The sequence below is a fragment of the Mesorhizobium sp. M0001 genome, from assembly GCF_040324255.1.
In the GTDB taxonomy this organism is placed as follows: Bacteria; Pseudomonadota; Alphaproteobacteria; order Rhizobiales; family Rhizobiaceae; genus Mesorhizobium.
In genome coordinates this window covers 22,248-35,079 of sequence record NZ_JAMYVS010000014.1, presented here as the reverse complement: position 1 = coordinate 35,079, position 12,832 = coordinate 22,248, and the positions used below count along the sequence as shown (strand labels likewise).

General features: G+C 62.3%; 13 protein-coding genes. 4 read left to right on the top strand and 9 right to left on the bottom strand.

What is annotated here, in order from left to right:
• Positions 1-72: 72 nt before the first annotated feature.
• Entirely contained in the window at positions 73-1,098 is a 1,026-nt protein-coding gene (locus tag NKK50_RS27015; RefSeq protein ID WP_023711637.1) for an ABC transporter substrate-binding protein, read from the bottom strand.
• 61 nt (positions 1,099-1,159) lie between these two features.
• Entirely contained in the window at positions 1,160-1,993 is an 834-nt protein-coding gene (locus NKK50_RS27010; RefSeq protein WP_352544158.1) for an inositol monophosphatase family protein, read from the bottom strand.
• A gap of 218 nt (positions 1,994-2,211) precedes the next feature.
• On the opposite strand from NKK50_RS27010, the gene NKK50_RS27005 reads away from it, so the two are divergent.
• The 3 genes from NKK50_RS27005 (at position 2,212) to NKK50_RS26995 (ending at position 5,882) form a co-directional block, all read left to right on the top strand.
• On the top strand, positions 2,212-3,231 hold the full coding sequence (locus NKK50_RS27005; protein ID WP_352544157.1) for a LacI family DNA-binding transcriptional regulator: 1,020 nt from the start codon (positions 2,212-2,214) through the stop codon (positions 3,229-3,231).
• Between the two features lie 37 nt (positions 3,232-3,268).
• Positions 3,269-3,454 carry a hypothetical protein gene (locus tag NKK50_RS27000; protein ID WP_023684018.1) on the top strand — a complete coding sequence of 62 codons (186 nt, stop codon included), beginning with the start codon at positions 3,269-3,271 and terminating at the stop codon, positions 3,452-3,454.
• A gap of 85 nt (positions 3,455-3,539) precedes the next feature.
• Positions 3,540-5,882, top strand: a complete 2,343-nt coding sequence (locus NKK50_RS26995; RefSeq protein WP_352544156.1) for a response regulator — start codon at positions 3,540-3,542, stop codon at positions 5,880-5,882.
• Here NKK50_RS26995 and NKK50_RS26990 read toward each other — a convergent pair whose 3' ends face one another.
• The 6 genes from NKK50_RS26990 to NKK50_RS26965 all read right to left on the bottom strand — a co-directional run bounded on the left by NKK50_RS26990 (position 5,883) and on the right by NKK50_RS26965 (position 11,170).
• Positions 5,883-6,635 (bottom strand): Stf0 family sulfotransferase, encoded by a 753-nt coding sequence (locus tag NKK50_RS26990; protein WP_352544155.1) that lies wholly within the window; start codon positions 6,633-6,635, stop codon positions 5,883-5,885.
• Between the two features lie 80 nt (positions 6,636-6,715).
• Complete coding sequence (locus NKK50_RS26985) at positions 6,716-7,846, bottom strand: sterol desaturase family protein (RefSeq protein ID WP_023690062.1); 1,131 nt, start codon at positions 7,844-7,846, stop codon at positions 6,716-6,718.
• 176 nt (positions 7,847-8,022) lie between these two features.
• Entirely contained in the window at positions 8,023-8,574 is a 552-nt protein-coding gene (locus NKK50_RS26980) for a chloramphenicol phosphotransferase CPT family protein (protein ID WP_023690061.1), read from the bottom strand.
• Positions 8,575-8,588: 14 nt separating this feature from the next.
• Positions 8,589-9,446 (bottom strand): lytic transglycosylase domain-containing protein, encoded by an 858-nt coding sequence (locus tag NKK50_RS26975; protein ID WP_023806511.1) that lies wholly within the window; start codon positions 9,444-9,446, stop codon positions 8,589-8,591.
• Positions 9,447-9,449: 3 nt separating this feature from the next.
• Positions 9,450-10,703: a flavodoxin-dependent (E)-4-hydroxy-3-methylbut-2-enyl-diphosphate synthase gene (gene ispG, locus NKK50_RS26970; RefSeq protein WP_352544154.1), complete on the bottom strand. Its 1,254-nt coding sequence runs from the start codon at positions 10,701-10,703 to the stop codon at positions 9,450-9,452.
• 287 nt (positions 10,704-10,990) lie between these two features.
• Positions 10,991-11,170 (bottom strand): YdcH family protein, encoded by a 180-nt coding sequence (locus tag NKK50_RS26965; protein WP_023684024.1) that lies wholly within the window; start codon positions 11,168-11,170, stop codon positions 10,991-10,993.
• A gap of 240 nt (positions 11,171-11,410) precedes the next feature.
• On the opposite strand from NKK50_RS26965, the gene NKK50_RS26960 reads away from it, so the two are divergent.
• A complete protein-coding gene (locus NKK50_RS26960; RefSeq protein WP_023673103.1) occupies positions 11,411-11,614 on the top strand; it encodes a YdcH family protein in 204 nt (67 codons plus the stop codon).
• 288 nt (positions 11,615-11,902) lie between these two features.
• Here the strand turns inward: NKK50_RS26960 and NKK50_RS26955 are convergent, their stop codons facing one another.
• On the bottom strand, positions 11,903-12,718 hold the full coding sequence (locus NKK50_RS26955; protein WP_023684025.1) for an IclR family transcriptional regulator: 816 nt from the start codon (positions 12,716-12,718) through the stop codon (positions 11,903-11,905).
• Between the last annotated feature and the right edge of the window lie 114 nt (positions 12,719-12,832).

Here is a 12,832-nt window from a genome sequence, read left to right as displayed (position 1 = left end):
AAAGGATGGTGCGCCAGCTGCCGCGAAGGGCAGCCGGCGATCAGATGCTAGAGTGAGCACGAAAGAACGCGCTCAGCCGCCATTGCGGACCTCGTCGGTGAACTTCTTCAACAGCCGCTTGCGTTCGGCCGACGAGCCGTATTTGGCGAAGTCGTAGTCGATCAGCTTGATCTTCGAGAGGTCCGGCGCCTCGGGCGGCACCGGCGTGGCGGTGTTCGACGGAATCTGGAAGCTGCCGTTCGGCGCCGCGAGCTTCTGCGCATCCGGGCTCAGCGCCCAGTCGTAGAATTTCTGCGCCTCTTCGGCATGCTTGGCGCCCGTCACGATGCTCATCGAGCCGATCTCGAAGCCGGTGCCTTCGCAAGGCGACACCACCTTCACGGCAGGGTTCTGTTTCGCGGCATTGATCACGTCGTGCTGGAAGGAGATGCCGATCAGCGTCTCGCCCTTGCCGACGGCGAGCGCCGGCGCGGCCCCTGCCTTGGTGTATTCGGCGATGTTCTTGTTGAGCTGCTTGAGATAGTCGAATGCCTTGTCCTCGCCCATCAGCTGGACGATGGTGGCAAGCATGGTCCAGGCCGTGCCCGATGAATTCGGGTCGGCCATCTCGATCTCGCCCTGGAATTCCGGCTTGACCAGATCGGCCCAGCACGCCGGCGCGGTCAGCCCGCGCTGCTTCAGATCTTCCTCATTGTAGCCATAGCCGAGCGCACCGAGATAAATGCCGACCGTGCGGTTCTTCGACCTGTCGGCCTGCTTCAGCGCCCAGTCGCGCAAGTTTGCCAGTTGCGGCGACTTGTATTCCTGGGTGAGGCCCTCTTCCGCCGCCTGCAGATGCGGGTCGCCGGTGCCGCCCCACCAGATATCGGCTTGCGGATTGTCCTTCTCGGCCCGGAGGCGGGCGTAGATTTCGCCGGCGCTCATGCGGGTCATGTCGACGCTGACGCCCGTCTCCTTCTGGTAGGTGGTCGCCATCGCCCGGCACCAGGCCTCGTCGACGGCGCAATACATTGTGAGGCTGCGGTCGGCCGCCTGGGCGGCACCCGCCAATCCGAACATGGCCAGCGCCGCGCCAAGGCCAAGCCAGGCGGCGCGCAAGCCTTGCTTACTGTCAAATGTCTTCATCGATATTCCTCCCTGTCTTCTCACTGGAAACGATCTACCCGTCGTCGAGCGGCACTCCGATCACCTGGGACAATGTCGCCGCGACACCGGGTGCTGCCGCAAGCACGGGATTGCCCTTCGCCATGCCGTCGCCGTCGAGGAACCGGTTCACCCGGCCGCCGGCCTCCTCCACCAGCAGCAATCCGGCCAGGCAGTCCCACGAATTGATGTGCAGCTCGGCATAGGCATCCGAGCGGCCGTCGGCCACATAGGCCAGCCCAAGCGCTCCGGAGCCGGAGCGGCGTACATTGGCGCCGAGCGCCCACACCAGGCTCACCTTGTCGAGATACTCACGGTTCGGAATCCTCGGCGACCAGCCGAACTCCACAAAGGCACGGTCGAACGCTTGCGTCGGCGAAACATGGATCGGCGCGCCATTGCGTGTCGCGCCTTGCCCGCGACGGGCAAAATACGTTTCGCCGATGGCCGGATTGGCAATGCCGCCGATCTCGCTGCGGCCGTCCTCGACGAAAGCTATCGAAATGCAGAAATGCGGAATACCGCGCATGAAATTGGCGGTGCCGTCGATCGGGTCGACGACCCACATGCGGGCAGAGCCGATGCCGCCGCCTTCCTCGCCCAAAAACCCGTCCTGCGGAAAAGCCTCTGCGAGCGTCGCGCGGATGTGCTCCTCGACCTTGCCGTCGGTTTCAGTGAGAAAATCCTGCGGGCCTTTCATCGCCACCGGCTGGACGGCGCCCTGCCTGGCATAGCCTTCCATCGCCAGTTGCCCGGCCGTGACAAGCAGTTTCCGGCAGACCTCGGCACGCCTGTCCATCTCGGCCTCGGACAGCCGGTCCGCCTTCGGATGCGCCGCCGCCCTGCTCATGCAGCCGGTCCGGACAATCGCGCCCTCAATGCCGTCTTCGGCGAAATGGACAGGGTATTCCTCCGATGCCACTCTTGAGCCGGCTTGTATTGCACGGCTGTGCAAAGCTGTTGCATTCGGCCATGCCTGTCAAGTGCGGTGGGTGGCAATGGCAGAAGAGTTGCATTACATTGCACGGGCGTGCAAAGAATCACGAAAACAGCAGCGAGAGCGTTGGCTTGAAGGTTCCGAGAATCCGCACCGGTTTTTCCAGCGCCCAGCAGGTTGCCGACCTCGCCGGGGTTTCGCGCTCGGCCGTGTCACGTACCTTCACGCCCGGCGCTTCCGTTTCCGGGGAAACCCGCGAGCGGGTGATGCTGGCGGCCGAGCAACTCGGCTATCACGTCAACCATCTGGCTCGCGGCCTGATGCGGGCCTCGACCGGCATTGTCTGCCTCATCGTTGCCGATGGCGACACGCCCTATCATGCCCGCCTGCAGAAGGCGCTGACCCAGCATCTGCGGGACGCCGGCAAAATGGCCATGGTGTTCAACACCTCCGGCCCCAGCCACCATGTCGACCAGGCGCTGCGCAACACGCTGAACTATCGCGCCGATGCGAGCATCGTTCTGTCCGGCTCGCCGCCGCAGTTGCTGATCCGCACCTGTCTTGAGAACGGCCAGCGGCTGGTGCTGATCAATCGCGATGACCGCTTCGACGGCCCGCACAATATCGGTGTCGACAACGCTGCAGCCGCAGAGGCAGCGCTGCATGCCTTCATCCGCGCCGGCTGTACCCGCCCCGCTCTGGTGACCTCGGCCGCCGGCACGCCCAGCCTGCTCTCCCGCGAAACCGCCTTCCTTACCGCCGCGCAGAAGGAAGGGCTGGAGGTGACCGTGTGGCGCGAGGGCCGCACCGGCTATGCCACCGGAGCCGATGGCGCCAGGCGGCTCTTTTCCGGCCGGCAGCGGCCGGATGCGGCGTTCTGCGTGACCGACCTGATTGCGTGCGGCTTTCTCGATGCGGCCCGCCACGAGTTCGGCATCAGCGTACCCCGCGATCTCTGCGTCATCGGCTTTGACGACATTGAACAGGCCGACTGGGCCTCTTACCGGCTGACGACGTTCTCGCCGCCGATCGAGGAGATCGCCAGGCGCGCCGTGCGGCTCGCGACCGGCGCGCGGGAGGAGGCTGGCAGCCGCCTGATCTGCCATGCGCCCATGGTCTGGCGCAGCACGGTGAGGCCGGGCCAGGGCTGATGCGAAACATGTATCGGTCAAGACGGGAAACGTACTGATGTCCAAGAAAAAGGCCAGGAAGACCCGCCAGGCGGCAAGACCGGTGGAGATAGCTGTAGGCCCCGAAATCCGGAGCATGATGCGCAAGTTTGGCCTGACCGAGGAAGAAGCACTGCGCATGATGCGCGAATGCGATGCCACCCTCTATGGCGCCAACTCCGGGCACGTGCAGCCAGGATCTTGACGGCCCGCCAGGCGCGAACGGAATTTTAATGTAAATCAAGCGTAATCCCGACCGTTAAAATGATGCGTATGTGTTGGGGTTGCGCATGCCGGAATATTCTTTCTTCATCCGCTCGATCCGGATCCGCTACATCTCGGGATTGCTCATCTTTGCGCTGGCTTCCACCGCGGTGATGTTTGCGCTCAATCGCGTCAATTCCTTCCGCCACGACATCGACGCGCTGAGCAGCAATCTCGTCGTCTTCACCCGCGACCTGCGCAACGCCTCCAGCTTTGCCGAAACCGCCAGCACGGCCTGGCGCACCGAAACCCGTGACGGCCTTGCCGCCGCCGCGCGCGGCCATTCGCAACGCCTGACCAGCGAGATCGAAACACTGTCCGCGGAGCTTGCCGCGATCAAGCCGAGCCTGTCGGCCAAAACGCTGGACGAACTCTCGTCGGCCGCCGTCAACGGTGACCTGTTCTGGTCGTCGCGCGACATCGTGCGCAACTTCAACCTGATGTCGGCGGCGCAACAGACCGACGAATGGAGTTCGCGCGAAATCCTCAACCAGAACGACCTGTTCGTCCAGCCGATGCTGGTGCGTGTGCGTACCGCCATGGATGGCGAACGCCATCTGGCCGACGCCTCCAGCGACAGGCTGCTGTTTTGGGCAAGCGGCCTTCTGTTCGCGGTTCTTGCCATCGTTGCCCTCTGGATCTTCCGGCCGATGGAAAAGGCGATCCGCCGCGCCTTCACCGAATCCGCCGCATCCTTGTTCAAGGCCGAAGCGGCCGACCGTGCCAAATCGGAATTCCTGGCCAATATGAGCCATGAGATCCGCACGCCGATGAATGGCGTGCTGGGCATGGCCGAACTGCTCGCCAAGACCGAGCTTAACGCGCGCCAGAAAACCTTCACCGAAGTCATCGTCAAATCCGGCAATGCGCTGCTCACCATCATCAACGACATCCTCGATTTCTCCAAGATCAATGCCGGTCAGCTGACGCTCGATCCTGCACCCTTCCGGCTTGCCGAAGCGGTCGAGGACGTGGCCACACTGGTGTCGGCGCGCGTCGCCGAAAAGAACCTCGAGCTGATCGTGCGTGTCGACCCGCGCCTGCCTGCCCATGTCGTCGGCGATGCCGGACGGTTCCGTCAGATCGTCACCAATCTGCTCGGCAATGCGGTGAAGTTCACCGAGAAGGGCCATGTGCTGATCGATGTCGGCGGCGAGGTGGTCGACGGCCTGGTCCAGCTCAAGGTCCGCGTCGAGGACACAGGCATCGGCATTCCTGCCGAGAAGCTCGAGAACGTGTTCGAGAAATTCGCGCAGGTCGACGGCTCGTCGACGCGCCGCCATGAAGGCACCGGCCTCGGCCTTGCCATCGCCGCCCGCCTCATCGATCTGATGGGCGGCAAGATCGGCGTCGAAAGCGAGATCGGCCGCGGCTCGGTGTTCTGGTTCGCCGTGCCGCTGCCGGCGCATCAGCAGGACACGCGCAACGAGGTCGTGCCGGTCGATGTCACCGGCGCTCGCGTGCTGGTCATCGACGACAACCCGGTCAACCGCGAGATCTTGCTGGAGCAGCTCAGAAGCTGGAGCTTCGACTGCGCGGCCGCCGAAAGCGGCGCCGTCGGCCTCGCCTTTCTAGACCGGGCCAGCCAACTCGGTGCTGCGGTCGACTGCATCATCCTCGACTACCAGATGCCCGGCATGAACGGCGCCGATGTCGCCAAGGCGATTTCCGCCGACAGCCGTCTCTCCGCCATCCCGGTGGTGCTGCTGACCTCGGTCGATCAGGTCGATTTCGGCAAGATGGTCATCGATTTCGGCATCGCCGCGCATCTCACCAAGCCGGCGCGCTCGGCCGTCCTGCTCGGCACCGTCATCTCGGCAATCCAGAAAGTGCGGGCCCAGATCGGCAAGGCCCAGTTTGTTCGCGAGCCTGTTGTTCCGCAGGCGGCACCTGTGGCGCCACCCGCCTTCACCGTCATTCGCGGCCCGGCAATTCCGGCGGCCACAGTGCCTGAATCGATCGCCACGCCAAACGGCCCGATCGATATTCTGATCGCCGAGGACAATGACGTGAACCAGCTGGTGTTCGGCCAGATCCTCAATGGGCTTGGCCTCAGCTACCGCATCGCCAGCAATGGCCGCACGGCCGTCGAGATGTACCGGGCGCTGGGACCGAAGCTGATCCTCATGGACGTCTCCATGCCGGAGATGAACGGCTACGAGGCGACCCGCGCCATCCGGGCGGCGGAGGCAGCGAGTGGCAATCACACACCAATCATCGGCGTCACCGCGCACGCACTGAAGGGCGACCGCGACAAATGTATCGAGTCCGGCATGGACGACTATCTGCCCAAGCCGGTGTCGCCCGACCGTCTCGGCAGCAAGATCGGCACATGGCTCAGCGAAACGGTGGCGGTAAAGAGGGCTTGATCAAATCGCCGCGTCCAGACAATAGCGGTGCATCCAGTCGAGACTGGTCTCGTCCGAGAGCTTGGCGACGCCAGGCTTTATGTCGGCGGCATTCGGCGCCGGAACACCCAGGGCCTCGCAGATGGATGCCAATGCCGCTGCCGGATCGGCTGACAGGCGCTCATAGCCGATTCGCAGCGGGACGATCCCCTGCTCCGCGAACCAGACGTTCCAGGCCCCGTCATAGGCTTCGAGTTCGGCAAGCTCGCGCTGGATCCGCTTGAAATCGTAGCGGGGTTCCTGCGGCGGTGCGACTCGTTCGATCTCGGTTCCGTCGGGCGCGATGTGCCAAAGCCCGGTCTGCTCGGCCTTGATCAGCGACACCGCCTGCGCCAGCTTGTTTTCGCGCGAAAGATGGATGTAGAGGATCCGGCCGAAGGCCTTTTCAAAGCGTGCTTTGTCCGATGGCAGGTCTGGGTAGATCCGGTCGAGGATGGCCGAGAGTTCACCCAGGTTTTCCCGCATCAGGCGCAAGCCGAAGACGCCTGTTCCGCCCCTTCCCGCGCTGATTGCCGCACCGAGATAGGCGACGTCGAAATCATGCGCGCTCATCGTCTCGGGATGCGGCAATTTCCACTCTTCGGCCCATTCCGCTTTGTCCTGCCGCCGGTAGAATGAGTGCGGATCGCCGGCTGTTTTCGTCGAGGCCAGAAGGCCGCACAGCAAAGTGCTTCCGGTTCTCGGCGTGCCGCAGATTATGTAGCCGTCAAGCATCTGGGACTCTGTCGCTTGTCATGGATTGGGCTAACCCCGCCAGGGCGCGGTGACACGCGCGCTTCGCGAAAGGCTCCAGTCTAGCCGCGCCGGAAGGGATAGAGGAATTGCTGCCAGTATCCGTTCGGAACGGGATGTCCGTGAATGCCGTAGCCGTTCGGCCAGCGCCCTTCGGGCATATGATGGGTGCCGAACAGCCGGTCGAGCAGCGGGAAATGGATGGCGAAATTTACGTCGATCGCTTCTTTTTCGAGGCCGTGATGCCAGTGGTGGTAACGCGGCGACACCAGCACCTTTTCGACTGGACCGAAACTGGTTCCGATGTTGGAATGGATGAACGACGAATAGACGTAGACGATCAATATATACGTCTGGATAGCCGATTCATCGAACCCCAGCACGAACATCGGGGTGGCCGTCAGGCTGCGCAGCACGATGATTTCCAGGAAATGCATGCGCGCACCGGCAATCCAGTCCATCGACTTGGCGGAATGGTGCACGGCATGGAACTTCCACAGCCAGGGAATGCGATGAAAGGCCCGATGCACCCAATACTGGGCAAGGTCGGTCAGGAACATCACCGCCAGCAGTTGCACCAGCCACGGCAAGCCGTGGACCCAGGCGCGCACCGAACCAAGGGCGCCCTGTGAATTGACGAAGTTGGACGGCGCCAAGGTCAGGTAGGTCAAAATCTGCACCAGCAGCGACGAGACCAGATAGTAGAACAGGTCCTCGCGCCATTCGTCGCGGAACACGGTCTGATCCTTGTTGCGCGCGAAAAGACGTTCGAGCGGGACGAACAGCACACCCATGAACAAGGCGTTCAGGATGAAGAAATCGAGCCCGAAGAACACCCCGTCGATGTGCAGTTGATGGCGCACCGGAAGCATGCCGACCAGCGACGCCAGCAGCACAGTGAACATCGCTGCCGCGCCGAGCGTCTTTTGCCTGCGCAGCGTCATGCTGAGGATCGCCAGGATATAGCCGGAGATGAGGACGAAATAGAGCACCGGCTTGAAGAACAGCATCTGGTGGATGGGGGCCAGATCCGGCATCGATGTAAGCGACGGGTAGCGCAGCACGATGACCATCAGCAGGGCGGTGACCCCGGCAAGCAAGCCAATCGAGCCGGACAGCCAGCCAGAACCGAACGGCCGTTTGGCGCGCGGCGTTTCAAGTTCACTTACAACGCGTCTAAGGAAATTTGCCACCGCCCCCTATGCCCCGCCTTTTTGACGATCGCAAAAAAGCTCTCGTCGGAGATATCGACCTCTTTTGCTACAGCAGGGCTCATTAATATTTAATCGCCACGACCCTGCACATGACGGGTGACTATCGCTTTTGGGCGATTGGAAGAGCCATGATTGCAACAAAAGAACACCGGCCACTATAGTCGGAATCTTTCCTGGATGCGACGGGCGCATTCAAGCGGCGTCAGCCGGCTGGTGTCGACTTCGAGGTCGTAGTCCATGCCCTTGTGGACGCGTCCATATTGCCAGCGCGCCAGGCCAGGCAGCCTGTCGGCGCGCGCGGCCTCGCGCGCTTCCAGCACCTCCAGCGGCGCCATGACGCCGACCAGATGCAGGTCAAAGCTCGACAGCAACTTGCGGTGCTCCGCTATCTCGTCATTGAAGATCACGTCGTCGACGATGAGATTGTTGCCTTGCCCGGCCATGGCGGCGATGGCATGGCGCATGCCGCGCATGGCTCGCGCGCCGACCGGCCCGCTCCTGATCACCACCGACGGCTTGCCGTCTTCCAGCACGGTCTCAAAGGAAAACCCGTCGGCATGATCCTGCAGCGCCGGCGGCAGCATGTCGATGAAAGCATCCATCTGGACATGCAGGAACGGTTCAGTGGCGATCGTTTGCAGCGCCCTGGCGATCGAGCTTTTGCCGGCGCTGCCGACGCCATTGAGCAGGACGATTTTGGCCGTCATGTCGCCCCCTCGGCCTATCGGTTGCGCACGACGATACAGGCGCCGCCGACGCTTTGCAGTTTCTGGCAGATGACGTTTGCGGCGGCACGGTCGTCGACGCCGATCCTGACGGCGTAGATGCCGCGTCGGCCGATCGGCGTGCGCACCCGGCTGACCACCGGGTCACGACCGGAAAGCAGCGCCGGAAACCGGCTCCTGACCCTCAGCCACTGATTGATGGCAGCTCCCCTGCGGAAATTGCCGGCCACCTGGACGCCCCATGGCTTCACATTGATCGACGCCATCGCCACGGTTCTCGACATGATCACCGGCAGCTTGCGGCAGGCGACGGCAAAGCCGGTTTTCGCGTCGAGCGGCTCGACCGTCCCGGCGTAAGCGCTGTCGGAAAACTTGTCGACGGGTTCGCCCATGACGTCGAAGACGTAGCTCTCGGTCTCCATCGGCAGGAAGCCGCCCGAACCCAGCCAGCGCGACACCCGGTTCTCGCCGGCATTGTAGGCGGCCGCCGCCAGGCCGAGATTGCCGTAGGCGAGCTTCATCTCGCCGAGATATTTCGCCGAAGCCGGGATCGCCTGCTCGATGTCGAAAGGATCGGCCAGCCCGCGCATCTTGGCGGTGCCCGGCATGAACTGGGCGATGCCTTCGGCACCGACCGGGCTAACCGCATTGGGATCGAAGCGGCTTTCTTTCCAGATCAGCCGGGCGAAGTAATCCTTCGGCAGGCCGTTCCGCTCGGCATGCGTCTCGATCAGGTCACAGACACGGCCGATCAATCGTTTCGCCGCCGAGCGCGATTGCGGTGGATCGGCAAGTGCCTGTCCGGCACCCAGCCCGCAGAGCAGGATCACACCGGCTTTGAGCAGCCCCCGCATGGCTCATTCGGCCGCGGCTTTGCCGTGCTGTCCAAACCGCTGCTCGATATAGTCGGCAACCATTTTTTCGAAATCGGCGGCGATCGACGGACCGCGCAGCGTCGCCGACTTCTTGCCGTCGACGAAGACCGGCGCGGTCGGCATCTCGCCGGTGCCGGGCAGCGATATGCCGATATCGGCGTGCTTGGATTCGCCGGGGCCGTTGACGATGCAGCCCATCACCGCGACCTTGAGGTTCTCGACGCCGGGATATTTCTCCCGCCAGACCGGCATGTTCTTGCGCAAATCGGCCTGGATGTTCTGGGCGAGTTCCTGGAACACGGTGGATGTCGTGCGGCCGCAGCCGGGGCAAGCGGCGACGATCGGCACGAACTGACGGAAGCCCATGGTCTGCAGCAGTTCCTGCGAGACCTGCACCTCACGCGTGCGGTCGCCATTCGGCTCCGGCGTCAGCGAGATGCGGATGGTGTCGCCAATGCCTTGCTGCAAGAGGATGCCCATGGCAGCCGACGAGGCGACGATGCCCTTGGATCCCATGCCGGCTTCGGTGAGGCCAAGATGGAGCGCATGGTTGGAACGCGTGGCAAGCTCGGTGTAGACGGCGATCAAATCCTGCACGCCGCTGACCTTGGCCGACAGGATGATCTTTTCGCGGGCGAGGCCTATCTCTTCGGCCATTTCGGCCGACAGGATCGCCGACTGCACGATCGCTTCGCGGGTTACTTCCTGCGCCGTCAGCGGAAAGCCTTGGCGCTGGTTCTCGTCCATCAGCCGGGTGAGCAACTCCTGATCGAGCGACCCCCAATTGACGCCGATGCGCACCGGCTTGTCGTATCTGATCGCCATTTCGACGATCGCGGCGAACTGGCGGTCCTTCTTGTCCTTGAAGCCGACATTGCCGGGATTGATGCGGTATTTGGCCAGTGCCTCGGCACAGGCCGGATGATCGGCCAGCAGCTTGTGGCCGATATAGTGGAAGTCGCCGACCAGCGGCACATTGATGCCGAGCCGCTCGAGCCGTTCGCGGATGCGCGGCACGGCGGCGGCGCTCTCGTCCCGATCGACGGTGATGCGCACGATCTCGGAGCCGGCGCGATGCAAAGCCGCAACCTGCGCGACGGTCTGGTCGATATCGGCCGTGTCGGTGTTGGTCATCGACTGCACGACGACCGGCGCGCCGCCGCCGACGACCACGCCGCCGACATCGACGCCGACCGATGTCCGGCGCGCAAAGGGGGAGGAAAAATACCCGGTCATGCCGGCAGCCTCTTGATCACCCGAGCGACATACGTCCACGTCGACGCACGCTCAAACAGCTATCAGCGCATAGCGCTGAGGTTCGGGCATGAGGTGGAGGAGCAAAGATGGCTTGTCAATGGCGACAGACAAGCAGAGCCGCCAAATCGCAGCAGCGCGCCGACCCCACAGACGGGTTTCGCCGGCCAACAGTATCGGAATCAGTAGCAAAAACAGGCCTCCGGCGGCATGTCGCCACCGGAGCGATAGTCACGCGCCAAGGCGGCGCTTCTAATCCTGGAAGGGCGTCAGTGTCTCGTCGGTTTCGCCTTCAGTTTTTCAATCTCGTCCTTGAGTGCCAGCTTGCGTCGCTTCAGATTCACGATTTCGAGGTCGTCGACCGATGGATGGTTCATCGCATCGTCGATCTCGCGTTCGATGTCACCGTGTTTCCGCTGCAACTCATCAAGATGGGATGCAAGAGACATGATTGGTTCTCCCTTTCATGGTTTTCCTCGATTGCAGCCGTCAAAGGCACGTCCACCGCAGGTCGCATCTGTGACGGCACCATGACAGTCTGCCACCATCCGGCTGCGATGTCGAATGCTGCGTGGTAGCATTCCACGACAATGTGATATGTGATATTGGCTGCGCGCCGGCGGCAATTGATGCCGCCCCCGCCCAATCATGCCCATTGCCGGGCGCCGCAGACATGCAGACGGTAGAGAATGTCCGACCAGGAAAAGGCCGATGTCCGCCTCGAATTTTCCCGCCTGAAGCAGGAGCATGCCGATTTCGACGCGGCCATCAATGCGATGATCGCCATGGGCTGCGACCCCTTGCAGATCCAGCGTATGAAGAAGAAGAAGCTTTTCCTCAAGGACCGGCTGATGGCGCTGGAAGACAAGATCATTCCGGACATCATCGCTTGACGCCGCAAACGACCGAAGCTGACCGATATTAAACGTCGGAGATCAACCATGCCGTCGGTCAGTCGCGGAGACTTCGTCAGGTACACCGGGGATATCGGGAATCTCGTTAGATTTGTCGAGATAGATGACCAGGATATTGTAAGAAATTTTCTAAACAATTCCCCTTTATTGGTCATGACACATTAGATGACGGGCAGGTCGAAATAGAGATTTATATCAATGATGTGATACATTTCTTCTATGTTGGCGAAGTTGATATTCAAAAAATTTTCTGAAATCGCGCACTGCTCACCCCGCTATCGACAGCCGCGCCGCGCGATGGCGCAGCAACGTCAGCAATTCGTCGGTCTTCTCCGCTGAAGTGTCGATCGGCACCACCAGGCACATCGTCGCCTCGACCTTGCCAGCGGCCGCGAAGACAGGGGCGGCCAGGCATTTGGTGTAGGCGTCGACCAGCCCCGAAGTGATGCAATAGCCGGTCGTTCTGGCCGTCGCGATATCGGCAATGAAGTCGTCGAACTGCAGCCTGCGGCCGTCGGGCAGCAAAAGGTCGTCTTCCGAGACCATGTCCTGGATGGCGGCCCTTTCCAATCCGGCCAGAAGCAGCCGCCCCGATGCCGTCCATGGCAGCGGGATCTGCAGGCCGGTGGCCGAGCTGATGCGGAACGGCCTGGTGCCGGGGCTGGAATGGACGATGGTATAGCGCCCGCTTTGCAGCATGCACAATTCGGAGGTCTCGCCGGTCTCGCGCGACAGATTGTCGACCTCCTGCCGGCCCCGCCTAAGCAGGTCGTTGCCCCTGACATAGTCCATTCCATAGAGGTACAGCTTCTTGCCGAAATAGACCCGGTTGCCGTCGCCCTCCATCTCCAGGAGACCCGCATCGACCAACGAACGCACCAGCGTATAGGTGGTGGAGCGCGGCGCATTCACCCCCTTGGCTAGATCGCCAATGCCGATGGCGCGCTGCGTAACATGCAGGAAGTCCAGGATCTCCAGCACCCGGTTGAGGCCCTTCTCGCGCGAGCCGGAGGTCTTGTCGGGCGTCGGGCTCTCGGCTGGACCAAGCTCCGCCCGATCCGTGAGTCCATTGCTGTCTTGCATAACTGATTCCTGATGTTAGTATCTGTCTTGTACAGGATACATGTGTCTATTGTAAGAGACAATTCAGGTCGGCGACACGTGTGTCTGTAAGGGGAACTCAAACAACAGGAGGTC

What these genes read in the sequence shown, in the direction of transcription:
- NKK50_RS27010 (WP_352544158.1), bottom strand. Translation starts at nt 1,993, where the DNA reads ATGAGCAGGGCGGCGGCGCATCCGAAGGCGGACCGGCTGTCCGAGGCC.
- NKK50_RS27000 (WP_023684018.1), top strand. Translation starts at nt 3,269, where the DNA reads ATGTCCAAGAAAAAGGCCAGGAAGACCCGCCAGGCGGCAAGACCGGTG.
- NKK50_RS26995 (WP_352544156.1), top strand. Translation starts at nt 3,540, where the DNA reads ATGCCGGAATATTCTTTCTTCATCCGCTCGATCCGGATCCGCTACATC.
- NKK50_RS26990 (WP_352544155.1), bottom strand. Translation starts at nt 6,635, where the DNA reads ATGCTTGACGGCTACATAATCTGCGGCACGCCGAGAACCGGAAGCACT.
- NKK50_RS26980 (WP_023690061.1), bottom strand. Translation starts at nt 8,574, where the DNA reads ATGACGGCCAAAATCGTCCTGCTCAATGGCGTCGGCAGCGCCGGCAAA.
- NKK50_RS26975 (WP_023806511.1), bottom strand. Translation starts at nt 9,446, where the DNA reads ATGCGGGGGCTGCTCAAAGCCGGTGTGATCCTGCTCTGCGGGCTGGGT.
- ispG (WP_352544154.1), bottom strand. Translation starts at nt 10,703, where the DNA reads ATGACCGGGTATTTTTCCTCCCCCTTTGCGCGCCGGACATCGGTCGGC.
- NKK50_RS26965 (WP_023684024.1), bottom strand. Translation starts at nt 11,170, where the DNA reads ATGTCTCTTGCATCCCATCTTGATGAGTTGCAGCGGAAACACGGTGAC.
- NKK50_RS26960 (WP_023673103.1), top strand. Translation starts at nt 11,411, where the DNA reads ATGTCCGACCAGGAAAAGGCCGATGTCCGCCTCGAATTTTCCCGCCTG.
- NKK50_RS26955 (WP_023684025.1), bottom strand. Translation starts at nt 12,718, where the DNA reads ATGCAAGACAGCAATGGACTCACGGATCGGGCGGAGCTTGGTCCAGCC.